Raw genomic sequence first — 21852 nt, 5'->3', positions numbered from 1 at the left:
GGTAAGCATTATGAATGAAAACAGAATGCTGGGGTTAGCCTATATCTCCCCCTATATTATAGGGCTGATAGTTTTTACCGCTTTCCCCTTTGTTTCGTCATTTATCCTCAGTTTTACTGAGTATGATTTGATAAATCCGCCTGAATTTACGGGGCTAGAAAACTATCACCGCATGTTCCTGGAGGATGATCTCTTTTGGAAATCAATGGGCGTCACCTTTGCCTATGTATTTCTGACCATTCCATTGAAATTAATCTTTGCGCTGTTAATTGCGTTTGTACTTAATTTCAAATTACGTGGTATCGGCTTCTTCCGTACTGCTTACTATGTGCCTTCTATTCTGGGCAGCAGCGTGGCAATTGCCGTATTGTGGCGTGCACTGTTCGCCATCGATGGTTTGTTAAACAGCTTCCTCGGCGTGTTTGGCTTTGACGCCATCAACTGGCTGGGCGAACCGTCTCTGGCACTGATGTCGGTCACCCTGCTGCGCGTATGGCAGTTCGGTTCCGCGATGGTTATCTTCCTGGCTGCATTGCAGAACGTTCCGCAATCACAGTATGAAGCAGCCATGATCGACGGCGCATCCAAATGGCAAATGTTCCTGAAAGTAACGGTACCGCTGATTACACCAGTTATCTTCTTTAACTTTATCATGCAGACAACCCAAGCATTCCAGGAGTTTACGGCACCTTACGTCATCACTGGCGGTGGACCAACACACTACACCTACCTGTTCTCGCTCTATATCTACGATACGGCGTTCAAGTATTTCGATATGGGTTACGGTGCTGCGTTGGCATGGGTTCTGTTCTTGGTTGTTGCAGTATTTGCGTCTATCTCCTTTAAGTCGTCGAAATACTGGGTGTTCTACTCCGCTGATAAAGGAGGAAAAAATGGCTGACATGCATTCAAACCTGACTACAGCACAAGAAATTGCTGCTGCAGAAGTACGCCGCACGCTGCGTAAAGAAAAAATCAGTGCCGTTATCCGTTACGTGATACTGCTGTTCGTTGGTTTACTGATGCTTTACCCACTGGCGTGGATGTTCTCAGCCTCGTTCAAACCGAACCATGAGATCTTCACGACACTGGGCCTGTGGCCAGAACACGCCACATGGGACGGTTTCGTTAACGGTTGGAAAACCGGTACGGAATACAATTTCGGTCACTACATGATTAACACTTTCCAGTACGTGATTCCGAAAGTGGTTCTGACCGTTATTTCCTCAGTGATTGTGGCTTATGGCTTCGCTCGCTTTGATATTCCGTGGAAAGGCTTCTGGTTCGCGACACTGATCACCACCATGCTGCTGCCAAGCACCGTACTGTTGATTCCTCAGTACCTTATGTTCCGCGAAATGGGCATGCTGAACAGCTATCTGCCACTGTACTTACCGCTGGCGTTTGCAACACAAGGGTTCTTTGTGTTCATGCTGATCCAGTTCCTGCGTGGTGTACCACGTGATATGGAAGAAGCCGCTCAGATCGATGGCTGTAACTCCTTCCAGGTTCTGTGGTATGTGGTCGTACCGATTTTGAAACCAGCCATCATCTCTGTTGCGCTGTTCCAGTTCATGTGGTCAATGAACGACTTCATCGGTCCGCTGATTTATGTTTATAGCGTGGATAAATATCCGATTGCGCTGGCGCTGAAAATGTCTATCGACGTTACTGAAGGCGCTCCGTGGAATGAAATTCTGGCCATGTCCAGCATCTCCATTCTGCCATCCATTATTGTTTTCTTCCTGGCACAGCGCTACTTCGTACAAGGCGTGACCAGCAGCGGAATTAAAGGTTAATAGAGGATTTATCATGGCTGAAGTTATTTTCAATAAACTGGAAAAAGTATACTCCAACGGTTTCAAAGCTGTTCACGGCATCGACCTGACGATTAAAGATGGCGAGTTCATGGTTATCGTCGGCCCGTCTGGCTGTGCGAAATCCACCACGCTGCGCATGCTGGCAGGCCTGGAAACCATTAGCGGCGGTGAAGTTCGCATCGGTGAGCGCGTTGTTAACAATCTGGCGCCAAAAGAGCGTGGGATTGCAATGGTGTTCCAGAACTATGCCCTCTACCCGCACATGACGGTAAAAGAGAACCTGGCGTTTGGTCTGAAACTGAGCAAAATTCCTAAAGAGCAAATCGAAGCGCAGGTAGCAGAAGCGGCCAAAATTCTGGAGCTGGAAGAACTGATGGATCGTCTGCCGCGCCAGCTGTCTGGTGGTCAGGCACAGCGTGTGGCCGTAGGCCGCGCCATCGTTAAAAAACCAGATGTGTTCCTGTTTGACGAACCGTTGTCAAACCTGGATGCCAAACTGCGTGCTTCCATGCGTATCCGTATTTCCGACTTGCACAAGCAGTTGAAGAAAAGCGGTAAAGCGGCGACAAGCGTATATGCTACCCACGATCAGACTGAAGCAATGACCATGGGTGACCGTATCTGCGTGATGAAACTCGGTCACATCATGCAGGTCGATACGCCGGATAACCTGTACCATTTCCCTGTCAACATGTTCGTTGCTGGCTTCATTGGCTCACCAGAAATGAACATTAAGCCGTGCAAACTGGTCGAGAAAGACGGTCAGGTTGGCGTTGTTGTGGGTAATAACGCGCTGGTGTTAAATGCTGAAAAACAAGATAAAGTGCGCGGCTATATCGGACAAGACGTATTCTTCGGTGTTCGCCCAGACTATGTTTCCGTGTCAGATACGCCATTTGAAGGCAGCCACTCACAGGGTGAGCTGGTTCGCGTAGAAAACATGGGTCATGAATTCTTTATGTACATTAAAGTCGATGGCTTTGAATTAACCAGCCGCATTCCTTATGACGAAGGTCGGCTGATTATCGAGAAGGGACTGCATCGTCCGGTATATTTCCAGTTCGACATGGAAAAATGCCATATTTTTGATGCAAAAACAGAAAAAAATATCTCTCTTTAACAGGAGTAGTAACCGATGAAAAAAGCGATCCTACACACGTTAATAGCTTCATCTCTGGCGTTAGTGGCAATGCCGTCTCTGGCAGCCGATCAGGTTGAATTGAGAATGTCCTGGTGGGGCGGCAACAGCCGTCACCAGCAGACGCTCAAGGCAATTGAAGAGTTCCATAAGCAGCATCCAAATATCACCGTGAAAGCGGAATACACAGGTTGGGATGGTCACTTGTCTCGTCTGACAACGCAGATTGCCGGTAATACCGAGCCAGATGTGATGCAGACCAACTGGAACTGGCTGCCGATTTTCTCTAAAAACGGCGACGGTTTTTACGATCTGAACAAGGTTAAAGATTCTCTGGATCTGACCCAGTTCGAATCCAAAGAACTGCAAAACACCACGGTCAACGGCAAACTGAACGGTATTCCGATTTCCGTTACTGCTCGCGTGTTCTATTTCAACACCGAAAGCTGGAAAAAAGCCGGTCTGGAATATCCGAAAACGTGGGACGAGCTGCTGAACGCCGGTAAAGTGTTCAAAGAAAAACTGGGCGACCAATACTACCCTATCGTATTGGAACACCAGGATTCTCTGGCGCTGCTGAACTCTTATATGGTTCAGAAGTACAACATTCCAGCGATTGATGTAAAAGGTCAGAAATTCGCCTATACCGATGCACAATGGGCTGAATTCTTTGGCATGTATAAAAAGCTGATCGACAGCCATGTCATGCCTGATGCGAAGTACTATGCCTCTTTCGGCAAGAGCAACATGTATGAAATGAAGCCATGGATCAATGGTGAATGGTCTGGTACTTACATGTGGAACTCCACCATTACCAAGTACTCTGACAACCTGCAACCACCAGCGAAACTGGAATTGGGTAACTACCCAATGCTGCCAAGTGCGAAAGACGCCGGCCTGTTCTTCAAGCCTGCACAGATGCTGTCTATCGGTAAGTCAACCAAGCATCCTAAAGAGTCTGCTCAGTTGATCAACTTCCTGCTGAACAGCAAAGAAGGCGCTCAGGCGCTGGGTCTGGAGCGTGGTGTACCGTTGAGTAAAGCCGCTGTGGCTCAGTTGACTGCTGATGGCGTCATCAAAGATGATGCACCAGCGGTTGCCGGGTTGAAGCTGGCGCTGTCTCTGCCGCATGACGTTGCCGTTTCTCCTTATTTCGACGATCCGCAAATCGTTTCTCTGTTTGGTGATACCATCCAGTCTATCGATTACGGTCAGAAATCTGTTGAAGACGCAGCGAAATATTTCCAGCGTCAATCTGAGCGTATTCTGAAACGCGCAATGAAATAATGTTGCACCCGTTTTAGACTGTAATTCATCCCTGCCGCACCGCCGGCAGGGATTTTTCATTTAAATTAAAACATCCGCTATATTCAATTCGATCTCCCTCACAATTTGAAACCCTATTTTACTTTTTGTTACCCAAGACGATCTCGATCACAGAACGTAATTTAATAATAAATAGAATAGAACTTGTCCCAAAAATCATAATGCGTGTTTTTATTAAGCGACTTCCTAACCAGTAGGGAATATAACAATGAAAGTTAAATTACTAGCTCTGGCAGTTACCTCATTAATTAGTGTAAATGCAATGGCCGTAACCATCGATTACCGTCATGAAATGCAAGACACTGCTAAAGGTGATCATAAAGATCGTCTTTCAATGTCTCACCGTTTTGATAATGGCTTTGGTATTTCCGTCGAAGCTAAATGGAAAAATGGTGACACAACACCAGATAAACCGCTTAATGAGCCCGTAAGTAACGGCACAGAAGTAAAAGCTAGCTATGCCTACAAAATCAATGACACATTCTCTGTTGAACCAGGTTTAACGTTTGAGTCAAACAACACGAGCAGCACCTACAAACCGTACTTAACCGGTAAAGTTAACATCATTAAAGATTTGTCTTACTCATTACGTTATCGCCCTTACTATACTCGTACCAGCGGAAACATTGGCAAGGCTAATACATCCGAGAATGGTTATAACCTCACAGGTACATTAAGTTATAAATTCCTGAAAGATTTTGGTATCAGTTATGAAACTGATTATAAAAAATCAAACAGAGCTAATAACTACCAGGCCGATAATGAAACATGGAAAATCGATCACAACGTAAAACTTTCCTACAAGTGGGATAAAAACTGGACTCCTTATGTAGAAGTCGGAAACATTGCTGCTGATAAACTCAGCGATGAGCGTCAGACTCGTTACCGTGTTGGTGTGCAATACAACTTCTAATAACGGCCTTGTTATTTAAATAAGCGTTATTAGTTAGAAAAAGGGATGTTATTGTTAATTGTTTACTTGGTTTTTCTTTTATCATTAACATCCCTTTATTACGATATCTGTTGTTGGTTAAGCAAGTTAGTTACGTTTCTTTGTTACATACGATCGAGTTAATATTTTTAGTTGCATGCGTTTTAGCTGTTGGAATTGCTGTGTCTGATTTACCCTCTTCGTGTATGAATGTTACTTCTTTATTAAATTTTGCGGTTCAGGGTAGTCATTTTTTCTCCGATGTAATGGCTACCCTATTTTTTTATCATCGCCCACCCCCTTTCCCTTTGTCAGGTGATCTATCATGATTGTTCGTTCTCTGCTTGTCGGGGCCATTATGATGTCTGTAAATGGATTAAGTTACGCCCAACCTGTTTTTCCTGTCTGGCCACACGGTGATGCACCAGGAGCTTCTTCTTCAACGGTACAGCCGCAAGTCGTCGAACGAAGTAAAGATGCTTCACTCCCCGACCGAGCGGCGATGGGTATTCGCAGCCCCGAAATTACCGTTTATCAGGCAGAGAAACCCAATGGCATGGCATTGCTCATTACGCCCGGCGGTTCTTATCAACGTGTCGTACTGGATAAAGAAGGCAGCGATTTAGCCCCGTTCTTTAACCAGCAGGGTTACACCCTTTTCGTCATGACCTATCGCATGCCCGGCGAGGGCCATAAAGAAGGCGCAGATGCCCCACTGGCTGATGCACAGCGAGCAATAAGGACACTGAGAGCCAATGCTGAGAAGTGGCACATTAACCCACAGCGCATCGGTATTATGGGGTTCTCTGCTGGTGGTCATGTTGCCGCTAGCCTCGGAACCCGATTCGCACAATCCGTTTATCCTGCGATGGATGCCATCGATAGCGTAAGCGCACGTCCTGACTTCATGGTGCTGATGTATCCCGTGATTTCTATGCAAGCCGATATTGCGCACGCCGGTTCACGCAAACAATTAATCGGTGAACAGCCAACGGAAGCGCAGGTGGCTCGTTATTCTCCAGAGAAACAGGTTACGGCTCAAACGCCCCCTACGTTTCTGGTACATGCCGTTGACGATCCGTCAGTCTCTGTTGATAACAGTCTGGTCATGTTCAGTGCACTGAGAGGGGAAAAAATTCCGGTTGAAATGCATCTCTTTGAGAAAGGTAAACACGGCTTCGGCCTACGCGGTACCAAGGGACTTCCCGCAGCAGCATGGCCTCAACTGCTGGACAATTGGCTGCAAGCTTTACCCGTAGAACAACCCAAAGCCGTACCATGATAGAGATGTAGCGTAATAAATCGTTACGCTGTCACCGCTTCCGCAGACAGAGATAATCTCTTATACTGTATAAAATAACAGTTTTATTTGAGAAGTTTCATGACTGCGGAAGGACACCTGCTTTTTTCTGTTGCCTGCGCGATTCTGGCTAAAAAAGTTGAGTTATCGCCAGCGCTGGCTACCGGAGATTGGTGGCATATTATCCCTGGAGCACTCCTTACCGCGCTGCTACCCGATATCGATCACCCCAAATCCATTCTTGGACAGCGCCTCAAGTGGCTTTCTACACCTATTGCACGGCTTTTTGGTCATAGGGGGTTTACTCACAGCCTCCTTGCTATCGCTACGGGTATTTTCTTTATTCAGACGCGCCTACCACCGAGTTGGCCGATTCCGACTGATGCCTATCATGCCATGATCGTCGGTTACCTTAGCCATATTCTCGCCGACATGTTGACCCCCTCCGGTGTCCCCCTACTCTGGCCATGCCGCTGGCGTTTCCGCTTACCGATTTTAAACAGCCAAAAAGGTAATCAATTGGAGCGTTTCCTGTGTCTTGCTTGCATCGGTTTTTCACTGTATCAACCGCAAAAAAATTTGGATTGTTGTACCTACGAGCAGTCATTTCGCTTTTTACAGTCAGCCCAAACGTACCTCTTTCAATACGTGAAATAGCCGCGTTACCTACCGTCAGACATATCTCTGTAACATGATGGCAAAAGACCTGTTATCCTGTGCGCGTTTGTTATTTTTTATCGCAAAAAATCACACCGCCTCCGCCATTCTGCACTACTGAGCGGGATCGTGGGCAATGTGTTGCGATTCACTGATAGGGAGCAAAGTCGGATGAATTTTCCGCTACTCATAAATATTCTGCTATTTGTCGCATTACTGCTCGGATTAGGCTATACCAACCGCAATCCATCCTGGAGCCTGGCAAAGAAGGTATTGCTGGGTTTGGTTGTTGGGGTGTTATTTGGTCTGGCACTGCATCTGATTTATGGCGGCGACAACCCGATAGTTAAGCAGTCCATCTCATGGTTTAACATCGTCGGTAATGGTTATGTACAGCTGCTACAAATGATCGTGATGCCGCTGGTATTTATCTCCATTCTCAATTCCGTTGCCAAACTGCATAATGCCTCATCATTAGGGAAAATCAGCGTTTTGACGCTTTCCACTTTGTTGATCACCACGCTGATTTCTGCGCTGGTCGGCGTTTTTGTCACCAATTTGTTTGGCCTGACGGCAACCGGACTGGTACAGGGTGCGCAAGAAACCGCACGATTAACGGCAATTGAAAGCAACTACGCAGGCAAAGTTGCTGATCTTAACGTTCCTCAGCTTATCCTGTCATTCATCCCTAAAAACCCGTTTGCGGAACTGACTGGCGCTAACCCAACATCGATCATCAGTGTCGTCGTTTTCGCGGCTTTCCTTGGCGTTGCCGCGTTACAACTGTTGAAAGATGATGCAGTGAAAGGCGAACGTGTATTAACCGCCATCGACACACTGCAATCCTGGGTAATGAAGCTTGTTCGTCTGGTGATGAAGTTAACCCCTTACGGCGTCATGGCGCTCATGACCAAAATGGTTGCTAGCTCCAACCTGCAAGACATCCTCAAACTGGGTAGCTTCGTTGTTGCGTCCTATCTGGGGTTGGCAATAATGTTCGGCGTCCATGCGCTGATTTTGTCTTTTACCGGTATCAATCCGGCGCGTTTTTATCGCAAAGTCTGGCCGGTACTGACATTCGCGTTTACCAGTCGATCCAGTGCGGCAACCATTCCACTTAGCATCGAAGCACAAACGCGCCGCATCGGTGTGCCGCAATCTATCGCCAGCTTCGCGGCGTCTTTTGGTACGACAATCGGTCAAAACGGCTGTGCCGGTCTTTATCCAGCGATGCTGGCCGTGATGGTCGCACCAACGGTCGGAATTAACCCGCTCGATCCCGTCTGGATCGCGACGCTGGTCGGTATCGTCACAATCAGTTCCGCTGGCGTAGCTGGCGTAGGCGGCGGTGCCACCTTTGCCGCGTTAATCGTTTTGCCCGCGATGGGGCTGCCAGTAACGCTCGTGGCTTTGCTAATCTCCATTGAACCGCTTATCGATATGGGACGTACCGCACTCAACGTTAGCGGTTCGATGACGGCAGGAACCGTCACCAGCCAACTGATGAAGCAGACGGATAAAACGGTTTTCAACGCGCAGGATGATGCGGAATTGACACACCGCTAAGCCATATTGCTGCACAAAAGAAAACGCCGACGGCTCATGCTGTCGGCGTTTTTTTATGACGGACATCCTTGTCCGTCACCCTGCGGGCCGTTGCTGCGCAACGTTGAAAAACGTTCCCTACGTTTTTTTATGACGGCATCCTTGTCCGTCACCCTGCGGGCCGTTGCTACGCAACGTTGAAAAACGTTCCCTACGTTTTTTTATGACGATATCGTGCAATCAGGTTACTTAGCGCTGTGGGTTTGTGTCATAAGCCTGACAGGTTTGGAAACCTTTGTTGAGGACATGCCCCGTATCGTTGTAGCTCACAAAATAGTTCTGCGCAGTCCCATCACGGTTTTTCAGCAGATAATCACTACAGGTTCCCTTGGCATTTACCAGCCGTTTCTCCATTCCGCTGCCTGCAAGTTGGTGGACCTGCTGCTTCGTCATTCCCACCTTCACATCTTTCACCACGGGCTCATTAACATAGCTTTCTGCTTTGTTATAAGCCGAACATCCCGCCAGCATGACAGCACCCGCTGCCGCAATACACATCAGTAATCTGTTATTCTTCATCTCATCACCTCATTATTAATGGGTCCCCCTAAGGCTAGTCGGCGGCGACCACTTTTTCAAATCATAACGTGGATATGTAACATATTGGCCGATAGTCAAAAACGGTGTATCTATAGGGAAAATGACTACCTGACAGCTTGCTCTTTTTCTTCACGTCGATTCGTTTTACACTCAAGTAATCGTAATAATTCTTTTTCAGTATCAATAAGTTCAGGAGGGAGATGGCATGTCATTACAAAACGACATTATCGCTGCGCTGGGAGTGAAAAGTCGCATCGATCCAGCACAGGAAATCCGTGTTAGCGTTGATTTTTTAAAGAATTATCTGAATGCTCACCCGTTTGTTACGTCGTTAGTGTTGGGCATCAGCGGCGGTCAGGATTCTACCTTGACAGGCAAACTCTGCCAGACGGCTATCACGGAATTGCGCAATGAAACGGGAAATTCTCGCTATCAATTCATCGCGGTCCGACTACCTTACGGCGTACAGGCTGATGAAGCTGACTGTCAGGATGCCATCGCCTTTATCCAACCCGATCGCGTACTCACCGTAAATATCAAGCCTGCAATCGAAGCCAGTGAAGCCACATTACGCGCCATTGGCGTAGCGCTTTCTGATTTTGTCAAAGGTAATGAAAAAGCCAGAGAACGCATGAAAGCACAGTACAGCATCGCAGGCATGAATGCAGGTCTTGTCGTTGGCACCGATCATGCAGCAGAAGCAGTAACGGGCTTTTTCACCAAATACGGAGATGGGGGTACCGATATCAACCCTATTTTCCGGCTGAATAAGCGTCAGGGTAAAGCGCTGTTGCGCGAACTGGGCTGCCCTTCTCATCTTTATACAAAAGCCCCAACGGCCGATTTGGAAGAAGATCGTCCTTCCCTTCCCGATGAAGTCGCACTGGGCGTGACCTATGAAAAAATCGACGATTATCTGGAAGGTAAGCAGATCGACGCTAAAGATGCGGCTACGATCGAGAACTGGTATCGGAAAACAGAGCACAAGCGTCGTCCACCTATTACCGTGTTTGATGACTTCTGGCAGTAAACCATCACTATAAACACCACCGGACGCTAACAATAACGTCCGGTTCGAACTTGATTCCTTCTGTACGCACTTTACGACGCCGTCACGCATTCAAGTGGCAGGACAAAATATTAGCGTTTTGAATAACGTGAAGCGTTGGTTCATCAGGCTACAGCCATGGAAAGACCAGGCAATGCAACCAACGTACAGGTAATTTGAAGGATGGCAGGGATAAACATGACACCACAGCGCGCCACGCTCACAGGCTTACTCGCCATCATTCTATGGAGTACATCCGTTGGGCTTATCCGTAGCCTGACAGAGGCGCTCGGCCCGATTGGGGGAGCGGCAATGATTTACTCCACCAGCACGCTATGCTTACTGGCGTTTTATGGTCTTCCACGCATTAACACGCTACCCAGAATCTATTTGTTCGCGGGCGGTGCGCTATTTGTCTGCTATGAAATATTTCTGTCTCTGTCTATCGGATTAGCCGATAGCCGCATGCAAGCGATGGAAATCGGGATGATTAACTATCTGTGGCCCAGTCTGACCATCCTTTTTTCTCTTTTTATCAATCAGCAGAAAAGCCGTTTTCTACTCTGGCCAGGCCTCGCACTCGCGCTGGGTGGTATCGTCTGGATTATGAAAGGAGAAAGTGACTGGACACCCGAGCTCCTGTGGAACAACATTCTTGCTAACCCGCTGGCCTACAGTTTGGCATTTTCTGCGGCTTTGACCTGGGCGCTATACTGCAATATCACCAAGCGTTACGGGCAGGGAAAAAGCGGTGTATCGTTGTTCTTCTTCATCGCTTCGCTCGTGCTATGGATTCAGTATGCCTTCAGTGCCGAAGGGCCGATTTCATTAACGTTGCCGAGTTCGCTGGAATTGCTCTTTATGGGGGCCTCAGCCGCGTTGGCTTATTCAGCATGGAATGCCGGTATTCAATACGGCAATCTGACGCTGCTGGCAACCGCCTCTTACTTCACACCCGTGCTTTCGACATTGCTGGCGGCGATCTGGCTCAATATCACGCCCGCCATTTCGTTTTGGCAAGGCGTCGCAATGGTCACAGCAGGCTCATTACTCTGCTGGTATGCGACACGGTCACCCTCGAGCTAATTCGTTTCCGGTTAGACTTTCTGACCAATAAAACCTTAATCTGCTCGCGGTCACATTATTCTCGCTAACCTGTTATAGTCACCTTCACATTTCGTTACCTAAAAAAGTCACACATGTTAAGCCGTTTCTTTTCGTACTATTCTCCCTATAAAGGGTTATTCGTCCTCGATTTTGGCTGTGCCATTATCGCAGGCCTGCTTGAATTAGGGTTTCCGATGGCGATTAAAGCGTTCATCGACAAACTGTTACCGGCGCAGGATTGGTCACTGATCCTGTTAGCGTCGGTGGCGCTATTGGCAGTCTATCTGCTGAATACCGCGCTGATGGCCATCGTCAACTATTGGGGACATGCCCTGGGCGTGGGGATTGAAACCGACATGCGCCGGCAGGCATTTGAGCACCTGCAAAATTTGCCGTTCCGTTACTACGATAATATGAAGACCGGGCATATCATCACGCACGTCACCAAAGATCTGGAAGAAGTGGGTGAAATCGCCCACCACGGCCCGGAAGACTTGTTCCTCGCTATTATGACGTTTATTGGCGCATTTATTCTGATGGCGACGGTTCACCTGAATCTGGCGCTGCTAACGATTGTTATCGTGCCTTTCATGGGATATCTCGTCAGCCGCTATGGCGCACGAATGACGGAAACCTGGCGTCAGCTCTTTGGTCAAGTGGGCAACTTCAACGCCCGCATTGAAGAGAGCGTGGGCGGTATCCGTGTCGTTAAAGCTTTCGCTAATGAAGCCCATGAGAAGAAACTGTTCTCTAACGACAACGAAAACTATCGCCGTACCAAATTGCAGGCCTACCGCATCATGACCGCCAGCATGACGCTCAGTTACCTCAGCACGCGCCTGATACAGCTTATCGTGATGCTGGCAGGTATCTGGTATGTCATTCAGGGAGAGCTCACCTACGGCGGTTTTATCGGTTTTCTGCTGCTGATTGAGGTTTTCTTCCGCCCTGTTGCCAAAATTACCTCTGTGCTGGAGAGTTATCCCAAGGGCATTGCGGGATTCAAGCGCTTTACTCAACTGATCGATACGGTTCCCGAGATTGCCGATGCCCCTGATGCACATGATGCAGGGCCTTTGAAAGGTAATATCGAGTTTAAACAGGTAGGCTTTGGTTATTCCGCCGAACGCCCAATTCTGCGCAATATCAACCTGTCAATTCGCGCGGGAGAAACCGTAGCGTTTGTTGGCCCGTCCGGTGCAGGTAAAACCACACTTTGCTCTCTATTGCCCCGCTTCTACGATTTAACTAGCGGAGCCATCACTATTGACGGCATGGACATCCGCCAGATGACGCAGGCGTCACTGCGCAGCCAAATTGGCATCGTACAGCAGGATGTTTTCCTATTCGGCGGCACCATTCGAGAAAACATCGCCTACGGCAAACTTGGTGCCAGCGATGACGAAATCATGGAAGCTGCGCGACGGGCCAGATTAGATGAACTGATCGAAAATCTGCCTGAAGGGCTGGATACCGTAGTCGGCGAACGCGGTGTTAAGCTGTCGGGTGGGCAAAAGCAGCGTTTGTCTATCGCGCGAATCTTCCTGAAAAATCCGCCGATTCTGATTCTTGACGAAGCAACGTCCGCACTAGATACGGCGACGGAGCAGGCGATACAGCAATCGCTTAGCGAACTATCCGCAGGACGCACCACGTTGGTTATCGCGCATCGACTGGCAACCATACAGAACGCGGGGCGCATTGTGGTAGTGGATAATGGCAGCATCATTGAGCAAGGCAGTCATCAAGCGTTGCTGGAACAAAGTGGCATTTATGCGACGTTGCATCAGGCACAATTCGGTCAGGCCTGATACCTTCTTTTCTTCGGCGAGGGTTCTCCTCGCCTTTTTCTCTCCGCCTTTTGCACGTTCATGTGACGTAAGAGGTTTCCCTTGCCATAAATTGCATTTAAAATACATCTATTATAATTTCATCAGGACATGACGCACATGGCGAGAAAACCCCTGGGAAAATACCGACAGCGGGAGATTCGTACCGTCGGGTTGATGATCGAACTGTATGAAAAGCACCACCCAGAAACCAACGACAGCACACAGTATAAAGACCTATTTAGCTACGCCATCAAACGTCTGGAGCGCTGTCATTTTGGTGAAGAGAAGCCCGCGTGTAAGCATTGCCCTATCCACTGCTATCAGCCAGCCAGGCGTGAAGCAATTAAAGCAATTATGCGCTGGTCTGGGCCACGGATGCTGCTACGTCACCCTATTTTGGCAATACGCCACTTAATTGACGATCATCGCCCCGTGCCGGACTATCCACGACCAAAAAGTGTAACATCGGAAAGTATTAAAAAATCGTCTAAATAACCTATTTTTCCGCATTAACTCAGCAACAGAGAGTACCATTATTATTCATGAGCATGATTGAATCGGCCACACCAGCAGACTTTCCCACATTAACCGCACTCTGGGAGTCATCCGTTCGCGCCACACATACTTTTCTCGGTGAGGAGGACATCCATTTTTTTCGTCCACGTATTCTGAACGATTATCTACCCGCATTGAATGTGTTGGTTATAAGAGCACATAAAAGTGAAATAAACGGCTTTATTGGCCTGTCAGATGACACCATCGAGATGCTATTTGTAGCACCCCACAGGAGCGGTAACGGCATTGGCAGTGAACTGGTCACATTCGTGCTCACACACTTTCCGATAACAAAAGTTGATGTTAATGAGCAAAATGGAAGAGCCAGAAAATTTTACGAAAAAATGGGATTTATCGTAAAGCACCGTTCGGAGCAAGATTCGTATGGCAAGCCTTTTCCCATTCTTCACATGGAACACCTAACTTCCTCATAGGAAGCGTGTTATCAGTCAAGGCTCAAAGAGGAAAAGGCCGCTTGCGCGGCCTTAAAAACGACATCAATCATATTGAAATAAAAGGATTTATTTCAAGTGGCGTCCACATATCGACCACATCACAGACAAAGCCCCGTTTATCGGGGTTTTGTCCTATGGTGCTGCTGGTAATTATCCGTAAGTTCATTCATTACATACGATGCAACAACATCATATAAAGCTGTTGCCAGTGAAGGGGCGGCATCATTTGGCACTGATTTAATCGTGGTGATCATCCCTGCATTAATACACACCATTTTTGACGGAAAACGCGTGACATAATCAGCAAAAAGATTAAGTACCGCTTTCTGCAATTTCTGCTCTGGCTCTCCAACAAAAAGCTCATCCAGTTCAGCGTCAAACATTATGTAGTCAAAATGCACCGTTGATGTACTGCCCTGCGGTTTTATACAGACACAGGGGATCTGCTTTTCTCCACAGTGACGTTCCCAGTCAGACCGCTTTTCAACGCCAGCAATTCCCGCTTTCACCAGGTGATACTTAATGCCTTCGTACCGCTTAGCGTCGCTTTCATTCATTGTCGTCATTCCAGAATTGAATTGTTAAATAAATTAACATTCTCACAAAATCATTAACTGCTGATTTTGATTTTAGTATGGGGGGTGGTGCGCAAAACGGTTACATTCAAAAACAGCCTAAATTCAAGTCGTATTATCATGATTTAATTAAATAATTCATGTAACCAAAAAAAGTTACATCGGGTTACAGGGTCGGTTACAAAAACAAGTAATTCATACAAAACAGATGGTTATAGTTTTTCGTTTGTAACCGCTCTGACGGTTACATTGTAACCCCGTTGTAACCGTTTGCGGTTACAGATTTTTATTATAAATATCATATATCTATATAGTAAAAATATCATTTGTAACCATGTAACCATTTTTTCAGATCCCCCCCATACATCAGAAAATTTTCTCAGCAGGTCGTTTGGTAGCCAGTTTTGTAATGTTTCTGTATGCATTTATGTATGTTTCTTTGTTGTGACTACCTGAGTCCTACTATGCCGCATGACCAGTGCAATAGATTTCAGTTCCAGAAATAGCTAACCATCTGTAATTAAAAGATTCATATCGTCAGCCCAGCCCTGAACGATTACGCCAAAAGTCACGTAATCGTTACTCACCCCGCGTGGAGCCTGGCTCCAACAAACAGTTAGGCCACCATTCCATCGAGCCAAAACTGAAATCCCTGAAATCTGTTTCACACATTTCAGTTGGCGATCGACAACCATAACCCCAGCACTGGCGCGTTCTGGCCGTATGCTTTGTACCACCCGAAAAACTGAAATCATTTTCAAAACGAAAACCGCAGGCGGGTGCGGTGTAGCGCCGTTTCCGTCACTTCCGCCGTTATTTCGTGACGAACAAGGCACGCAATGACAGCGCAGTGAATCGTTATGAATTAGGGTTAAACCTTCACATGATGATTGAGTTTGTACAACGTGGCACGTTTGAGGGCGTTTTAGGTAGGGGCAGTTAGAGTGATTTTCTACAGATGTGAAAAAGCCTGCGCGAAGCAGGCTTAGTTTTCCATGGTGCTATCATTATTATTTGAAATACAAGCATATAATGGCATTGCACATGTTTACTTTATAGACGTTTGTACAGATCGATTATGCGTTATCGATCGATTGCAACAATCAATTAATTAGCCTATCACTGGCCTGTATTTCGTCTGTAACGCGCCCGACCTTGTACCGGTTGCAGCGATAGCGGCGGCGTTAAGCGGCGTGCCGGTGTTCACATGACTGTGCGCAGCGGTCTGTGCTGCCAGCTCCTGTACTACGTCCAGCGTGTCCAACATCAGTTGCATCACGTTAATCTGCTGGCTGCCCACCCATACCACAGGCGCGATGATATCCTGCCGCGCACCGGCTATGCTGCTGCGGATTTGCCCGATTTTCTCCATCAGGCTCTGGCCAATGTTGATCGATGCCGATTTGCTGACGCTGGCCACATAGCCCGCCTGCGTCGCCAGGCTGTAATCCCCCGTTGCTATCTGCACAATCGCACCGGCCAGTAACGTGGACGTGCCCAACACGCGGGTTTTGTCCGTGGCCTGGATCGTCGTTTCCCTGGTCACAATGGTGCGCTGCTCGTCGTCAGCCTTCACCACGCGGCGCATAGAGGATTCATTTATTGCCTGGTCTGTCTGCCGCACCCAGTCCCCTGCCACCGTCACGCGCTGCGAGACTTCCGCCCGTTGCTGCTGTAGCTGTTCGCCTGGCGCGATATCCGGCAGATTATGCCCTTGCGCCAGCGTCTGCCGCACAAACGGCTTATCAGGACGCCCCTCGGTAAACCCGATTTCGACCAACGTACCCGCAGGCGGAAACTGAAACATGCCCGATTCACCGCCCGCCATTGGCACTGGCAGCGGCACAGCGGGGTAAATGGGCGTGTCTTTGGCCGGATTGCCGTCAGCGTCCAGTAGTTGCACATCCACGGCATAGCGTGGACGGAACGGATCGGCAATATCGCCACGGGTGACCGATTCGGCAGGCGCTTCCACGCGGGCGAACTTCGGCAGATGCAGCCCTGCGGATAGCTCAGGGTACGCCGCATCAATCTGCCGCTGGGCGGGGGTTGTCGTTGCACGTTTGCCGGTTGCCACACTGAGCGGCTCCCACGCAATGGCCATATCGTCATTTTCCAGCCTGACCGATTTCAGGCGCTGGCCATTGACCACCGCGCCGGGACGCACAGACGGAACCAGTGGTAACGTCATGCTATTGCCCGCCGCCTGGCTTTTACTGAATTCGGCGGGAATATCAACGAGCTTGTTGGCAAACATCGAATGCGCCCAACTCCCGACGTATAGCCCGCCATCCGGCAGCGGTTGCCAGACGTAATCGTCAATACCAAACGCCGCGCCAATGTTGGCCAGCAACTGATAGCCTGTGCCACTGTGCGTGAAATGGGGGATCGGCGTCGTCACATAGGGCGCATCCGGCAAATGCACCGTTAGCCCGCTGTTTTCTTCCAGCCAGGCAGCAAGCTGTTTTAACGTAGGATGCTGAAACGAGCATGGCCACATTCGTTCAAATATGCCCACCAGTTCACGTACGAACAGCCGTTGATAGCCGTTCTCTGCTGGCTGCGAGCGCTCAACGTACCCCGTAAACCAGCGAAATACACTGTCTGTATATCCCGCATCCAGCCGTACCAGTTTGCCGGTGTAGTCCGTGTCGGTTTCTGCGGTGATGAATCCCCGCCCGCAGGCGTTCAGCTCCAGTACCATATTGACGCTGACCAGGTGAACTACGTCACCGGATAGCATCAGTCGTTTAACGGGCTTCATCCCTCGCTACTCCCCAGCGAATCATTGACCGGCTTCAGCACGTTGCGTTCAAACCAGCTCAATTGCTCGTCGCTTTCTGCGGCTGAACCACTGCCACCCTTTACGCCTGGCGTTTGTTTTTTGGCGTCGGTTTTACCACCGGCGCGGGCATCGCGCTTTTCTGCCACGCTGACATGTTCACGCAACGTAAAGGTGACCAGCCATGCCTGTTTGCCGTCCTGTTTGGGCGCGTCAATCGAACCGGTGAACGTGGCCAGGCGGAAATTAATCGCCTGTGCCGTGTGGTTGGCCACACGATAGCGTTTCAGCTTGCCGCCCTCCTTTGCCTCTGCCAGCGCCCACAGCCGCGTTAAGACTTTCGCCTCAGTGAACGGAATAATGCCGGATACGCGCAATTCTTTGGGCTTAATCCCCTGCTCGGCGTTGGCCGTGCTCGACGTCTGGCCGGACTGGTCTTGATCCTGAAACTGCATAGAGGGGGTGACGGTGAGGCTTTTTAGCGGAATGGCTTCGCCATCAAGGGCGAGTGTAATTATCTGGCTCATGGATCATGCCTTCCAGTGCATCCAGTGAATCCCCGACAAACATCATTGCCGCCGTGTATACGGCAGACGGCTGCGGGATATCTTTCACCAGTTCAGCAGCGATCACGCTGCTGTGTCCTTTTCCTGTAAACACCCAGGCACGGGCGCTTCCCTGCTGTAGAGCGTTTAATCCCTGGCTGATTGTCGCCAGCATCGCGCCGCGTTCGGCGGCAAAGTTGGCCAGCTGGCTTTTGATGCCGTCAGCGCTGGCCGACACGGCCGCTTCTGTCTGTGCTTCAGCAATGCGTTGCGCGTTCAGCGCCTGGCGACTGGTTGACACTGACAGTGGCACAGCGGCGGGTAGCGCCTGGCTTTTGGCAGGCAACTGCATTTTTACCGTATCCAGCGCTGCCGCCGCTTTGGCCATCCGGGCAACCTGCGTAAAGGCCGGTGCGGGAAAAATGCCGGTTAGCCGTTCCAGTTGCTGCATAAAATCCGCCTGCGCCGTGCTGCTGACCATCAACACCGTGACGGCCGTTTCACCGGCTGCGGCCTGCAACCGGCTGGCCAAATATGCCACCGCGTTGGCGGGGCTGAGATAATTCCCCGCGCCCGCTTTCTGGCCAACGCCGTACACCCACGGATGCACCGGCACGATCGCGCAGTTGATTGCGGTCATGTCAGTTGGGAAGCGGATATCAGCGATACGCCACATTGGGTAACGGATGCTATACGATGTCATAAACAATAATGGTTGCCATGTCCGTTGTCGTTGTTGCAATAACATCTGTATCTGAGATAGCAAATGAAACCGCAGCATTGCCCATCATTTCGACACTAATCGCAACAGGCTGATTATCAACTAAGTTAGTCACCATACCCAACGAATCGTCAAACCCATATACATTTGTTGATGCCGTCCCCATCACAGGCATATTTGGTGATGATAACGGCGTTTTCAGAGACATGTAATATGTATTCATTGATGCACCAGATGTGCTGACATGTCCCATCCACGCACAACCGACCTCACGATAGATAAAACCTGCAACTCTAAATGTTTTGCTGCTCCCAATCTGGATGCCATGATTTTGATAGCGGATACGAACGGTTGCCGCATTATTATTTCCGGCTGGAAATGTCATTGATACAACAACAAATTTTCCAACAGGATTGCACCGACTAGTCGATTTCCCCGGTATAGCGACTGCATTATTTTCTAGCAGAAATAACAGAGTCTTCCCTACTTCAACAAAACGGCCGTGCGATTTAATTTCAAATGCCACTTCAAGGGTATCGTTGCTGATTGCCGTAAAATTTAGGCTTTGCATCAAATGCGATGAAAATTGTAATAATGCAACAGGAACCAGCCCAATATTCCCTAATCCTATCTGCTGTGGTGTTAAGTTGATATCCGACGTACCATCGAACGCCACACCATTAATCTTACGGGGCGTGGCTAACTTAGTTGCCGCCGCCGCCGTTGCCGCTTTCATCAGATAACGGCTATCGGCCTCTGTCTTATTCCACGCATTCACATCACCGGCCAATAAATTGACATCAGAAGAAAGTGACTGACCGTTGATTTTGATAGAGCGCAGCGCATATTTTTGCGCGGCTTGCGCATCCGTCAACGCCCCAATACCGGCTGGCGTTAACGTAATATCAGCCGAACCATCGAACGCCACACCGTTGATTTTTCGCGCGATGGCCAACTTACTTGCCGCCATCGCCGTTCCGCCAGACGGTAACGCGCCAATCGATTCCGGCGTCGTGCGGATTAACTTCCCTGTAGGCTTCGCCATTGATTACCTCACAAACTCAATTGATACCACATCCGTGCTTTTTACCGCTTCGGCCAGATACACCACATTGGCTTCAACGGTATAGGCATAGCCCAGCGGTTGACTGACACCATTAAGGTGCACAGAAATCACGTTGACATTGCCCACCGCAAAAGACGTTTCACCGCCTTTGACGGCTGGGCGTAAATTCTCAATCACCAGCGTGGCGTTATCGCCCTTTGCGCCATCGTTAACGTTGAAAGAAACGGCGGGTAACGATTTGCCATCACTGGTTTTAAAAATAAGTGAAACAGTACGGCCTGCGGCCATGTATTACCTCACGTGTTTTCTTTAACTGTTACCTCAACGCCGGTAATGCTGACGCCGTTATTGCCTGGCAGACCTTTTAAGTCGGCTAAATATTGCGCTTCGGTTTTATTCGCATTACCGGCCTGTGCTTTATAGACTTCGTAGGCGCTAGCGCCGTCTGATACAGAAAAAGAAGCGGGTAATGTTTTCCCGTCTGAGGTTTTAAAATTTAATGTGACTGTGCGTGTATTCGGCATACTTCCCTTCCTTGATTAAAAACTTAATGACTGACGTCAATCCCAGTGATTTTCTGTAACGCACTTTCCGGCAAAAAAAGCCCCGCATCCGTTCCGGATGCAATCAGGTTATTTTTATCACTGCTGAGAAAGTCAGCTCCGGTTAATCCTCTGACCTCTGTCCGTAACTTGTCGATTTCATATAACAGCGCATTGGTTTCGGGATCGTTGGTTAATGCTCCTTGCGTTGACAGCGGCACATTGAAAACCACATTCACAAAATCCCCTTTTAACAAGGCTTCGGCAAACGTGATGGTGTTTTCTTCCAGCGAATACGAGTAATTCATCGCCTGCTCTATGCCGTTAATAAAAACCATGCACGCATTGAGCGTATACGGCGGGGATAGCGTTAACTCGCCCCCTTTGGCCGTGTATTGCCAGGCTGACAAATCCGTCTTGATGGCATAGCGCGCTTTAATGTCGTCGATATCCCGATCATAACGTGCCCCCAATACCCGCAAGTCGGTAACATTCCCTGCTGCGTCAACACTGGCAATCGGCGCGACATAATGCGCAAACCCTGCCGCATCGGCATAATTTTTCAGGTCACCGGCGACAGTCAATTTAACTGCTGTCTGCCACTTACCGACCACGCTGCCCTGATAGCTGAAATCTGCATAGATTTTCGTTGAACGTAATCCAGTCAGCATCTGCTCTTGCGTTAGTTCACCACGCAGCCCGCCGATATAACCGATCCCTTTCCTGACCGTGTATTTATCGCCCATGCGCACCACCTCAAACCCTGCGGACAAAAAGGCCGCGTTGCCGAACGTGTCCAGGGTAATCAAGCGCTGCATTTCATCAATTCCTGCCAGGCGGGCAGAGAAATCAATCTGCCACGTCTGCGCCGACACATTGATTTGTGTTGCATCGGCCGCGCCATCAAACTGCATGGCCAGATTGCGCGTAAGGCTATTGCCCTGCTGGCCGCTCGTCGTCTTGATTTTCTGCTGAGTGCGTACATGGACAATCATCAGCACCGTATTCGTCTTGCTATCAACCAGGCCAATCCAGTTGTAATCCCAATTGCCCACACTGGTATCGAGCACCACCGAATACACCACCGCGTTATCGTTCAGAACGCCATACTGCGTAATATCCGCCGCGTGTTTAATCGTTGCGGCAGCGGGCATCCCTTCATCGCGGCTCACCGGCGCGGTTTCGTCCTGATTCGGGATCAGCGCAAAAACAATTTTGTCCGGCACGGCAGGCAAGCCATCCAAGACTTTGTTCACGTTCCACGCTTCAAAGGCGCGGGTCACTACATTCTTCGCCATAGCATTTCC

At 49.0% G+C, this 21852-nt stretch carries 22 protein-coding genes; 13 read left to right on the top strand and 9 right to left on the bottom strand.

Features of this window, described 5'->3' with window-relative positions; translation table 11 throughout:
* Window positions 1-10 precede the first annotated feature (10 nt).
* From A6301_RS00710 to A6301_RS00675, 8 genes are all read left to right on the top strand, one after another.
* Window positions 11-901: a carbohydrate ABC transporter permease gene (locus A6301_RS00710; RefSeq protein WP_005968854.1), complete on the top strand. Its 891-nt coding sequence runs from the start codon at window positions 11-13 to the stop codon at window positions 899-901.
* On the top strand, window positions 894-1799 hold the full coding sequence (locus A6301_RS00705) for a carbohydrate ABC transporter permease (protein WP_015840146.1): 906 nt from the start codon (window positions 894-896) through the stop codon (window positions 1797-1799). Before A6301_RS00710 ends, A6301_RS00705 begins: the two co-directional genes overlap by 8 nt.
* 13 nt (window positions 1800-1812) lie before the next feature.
* On the top strand, window positions 1813-2940 hold the full coding sequence (locus A6301_RS00700) for an ABC transporter ATP-binding protein (RefSeq protein WP_234256877.1): 1128 nt from the start codon (window positions 1813-1815) through the stop codon (window positions 2938-2940).
* Between the two features lie 15 nt (window positions 2941-2955).
* Window positions 2956-4245, top strand: coding sequence for an ABC transporter substrate-binding protein (locus A6301_RS00695; RefSeq protein WP_107170596.1), 1290 nt, complete (start codon window positions 2956-2958; stop codon window positions 4243-4245).
* 247 nt (window positions 4246-4492) lie between these two features.
* Entirely contained in the window at window positions 4493-5197 is a 705-nt protein-coding gene (locus A6301_RS00690; protein WP_107170597.1) for an oligogalacturonate-specific porin KdgM family protein, read from the top strand.
* 343 nt (window positions 5198-5540) lie between these two features.
* Complete coding sequence (gene paeX / locus A6301_RS00685; protein ID WP_205542332.1) at window positions 5541-6497, top strand: pectin acetylesterase PaeX; 957 nt, start codon at window positions 5541-5543, stop codon at window positions 6495-6497.
* A gap of 99 nt (window positions 6498-6596) precedes the next feature.
* The gene (locus tag A6301_RS00680; RefSeq protein WP_234256876.1) at window positions 6597-7172 is read left to right on the top strand and encodes a metal-dependent hydrolase; all 576 of its coding nucleotides are present in this window, start codon (window positions 6597-6599) and stop codon (window positions 7170-7172) included.
* A 171-nt stretch (window positions 7173-7343) separates the two neighbouring features.
* Window positions 7344-8738, top strand: a complete 1395-nt coding sequence (locus A6301_RS00675) for an L-cystine transporter (protein ID WP_234256875.1) — start codon at window positions 7344-7346, stop codon at window positions 8736-8738.
* 228 nt (window positions 8739-8966) lie between these two features.
* Here the strand turns inward: A6301_RS00675 and osmE are convergent, their stop codons facing one another.
* Window positions 8967-9296 carry an osmotically-inducible lipoprotein OsmE gene (gene osmE, locus A6301_RS00670; RefSeq protein WP_048260337.1) on the bottom strand — a complete coding sequence of 110 codons (330 nt, stop codon included), beginning with the start codon at window positions 9294-9296 and terminating at the stop codon, window positions 8967-8969.
* Between the two features lie 226 nt (window positions 9297-9522).
* On the opposite strand from osmE, the gene nadE reads away from it, so the two are divergent.
* The 5 genes from nadE to A6301_RS00645 all read left to right on the top strand — a co-directional run bounded on the left by nadE (window position 9523) and on the right by A6301_RS00645 (window position 14293).
* The gene (nadE, locus tag A6301_RS00665; RefSeq protein ID WP_107170600.1) at window positions 9523-10347 is read left to right on the top strand and encodes an ammonia-dependent NAD(+) synthetase; all 825 of its coding nucleotides are present in this window, start codon (window positions 9523-9525) and stop codon (window positions 10345-10347) included.
* A 216-nt stretch (window positions 10348-10563) separates the two neighbouring features.
* Window positions 10564-11451, top strand: coding sequence for an aromatic amino acid DMT transporter YddG (yddG, locus tag A6301_RS00660; RefSeq protein ID WP_205542326.1), 888 nt, complete (start codon window positions 10564-10566; stop codon window positions 11449-11451).
* A gap of 113 nt (window positions 11452-11564) precedes the next feature.
* Window positions 11565-13283 (top strand): ABC transporter ATP-binding protein, encoded by a 1719-nt coding sequence (locus A6301_RS00655; RefSeq protein ID WP_107170602.1) that lies wholly within the window; start codon window positions 11565-11567, stop codon window positions 13281-13283.
* Window positions 13284-13421: 138 nt separating this feature from the next.
* Window positions 13422-13799, top strand: coding sequence for a nitrous oxide-stimulated promoter family protein (locus A6301_RS00650; RefSeq protein ID WP_205542324.1), 378 nt, complete (start codon window positions 13422-13424; stop codon window positions 13797-13799).
* A gap of 47 nt (window positions 13800-13846) precedes the next feature.
* A complete protein-coding gene (locus tag A6301_RS00645; protein ID WP_234256874.1) occupies window positions 13847-14293 on the top strand; it encodes a GNAT family N-acetyltransferase in 447 nt (148 codons plus the stop codon).
* Between the two features lie 137 nt (window positions 14294-14430).
* Here A6301_RS00645 and A6301_RS00640 read toward each other — a convergent pair whose 3' ends face one another.
* From A6301_RS00640 to A6301_RS00605, 8 genes are all read right to left on the bottom strand, one after another.
* Window positions 14431-14871: a hypothetical protein gene (locus A6301_RS00640; RefSeq protein WP_234256873.1), complete on the bottom strand. Its 441-nt coding sequence runs from the start codon at window positions 14869-14871 to the stop codon at window positions 14431-14433.
* A 1129-nt stretch (window positions 14872-16000) separates the two neighbouring features.
* Window positions 16001-17653: a hypothetical protein gene (locus tag A6301_RS00635; RefSeq protein WP_234256872.1), complete on the bottom strand. Its 1653-nt coding sequence runs from the start codon at window positions 17651-17653 to the stop codon at window positions 16001-16003.
* Window positions 17650-18198, bottom strand: coding sequence for a hypothetical protein (locus tag A6301_RS00630; protein ID WP_234256871.1), 549 nt, complete (start codon window positions 18196-18198; stop codon window positions 17650-17652). Before A6301_RS00630 ends, A6301_RS00635 begins: the two co-directional genes overlap by 4 nt.
* Window positions 18170-18892, bottom strand: coding sequence for a hypothetical protein (locus tag A6301_RS00625; protein WP_234257171.1), 723 nt, complete (start codon window positions 18890-18892; stop codon window positions 18170-18172). Before A6301_RS00625 ends, A6301_RS00630 begins: the two co-directional genes overlap by 29 nt.
* Before the next feature lie 13 nt (window positions 18893-18905).
* Entirely contained in the window at window positions 18906-19982 is a 1077-nt protein-coding gene (locus A6301_RS00620) for a hypothetical protein (protein ID WP_234256870.1), read from the bottom strand.
* Window positions 19983-19985: 3 nt separating this feature from the next.
* Window positions 19986-20291, bottom strand: a complete 306-nt coding sequence (locus A6301_RS00615; RefSeq protein ID WP_234256869.1) for a hypothetical protein — start codon at window positions 20289-20291, stop codon at window positions 19986-19988.
* Window positions 20292-20299: 8 nt separating this feature from the next.
* On the bottom strand, window positions 20300-20527 hold the full coding sequence (locus A6301_RS00610) for a hypothetical protein (RefSeq protein WP_234256868.1): 228 nt from the start codon (window positions 20525-20527) through the stop codon (window positions 20300-20302).
* A 23-nt stretch (window positions 20528-20550) separates the two neighbouring features.
* A complete protein-coding gene (locus A6301_RS00605) occupies window positions 20551-21843 on the bottom strand; it encodes a phage tail protein (RefSeq protein ID WP_234256867.1) in 1293 nt (430 codons plus the stop codon).
* Window positions 21844-21852 lie beyond the last annotated feature (9 nt).

The organism is Pectobacterium sp. IFB5596 (assembly GCF_021432585.1).
In the GTDB taxonomy this organism is placed as follows: Bacteria; Pseudomonadota; Gammaproteobacteria; order Enterobacterales; family Enterobacteriaceae; genus Pectobacterium; species Pectobacterium punjabense.
This window is presented reverse-complemented; position numbering and strand designations above follow the sequence as displayed.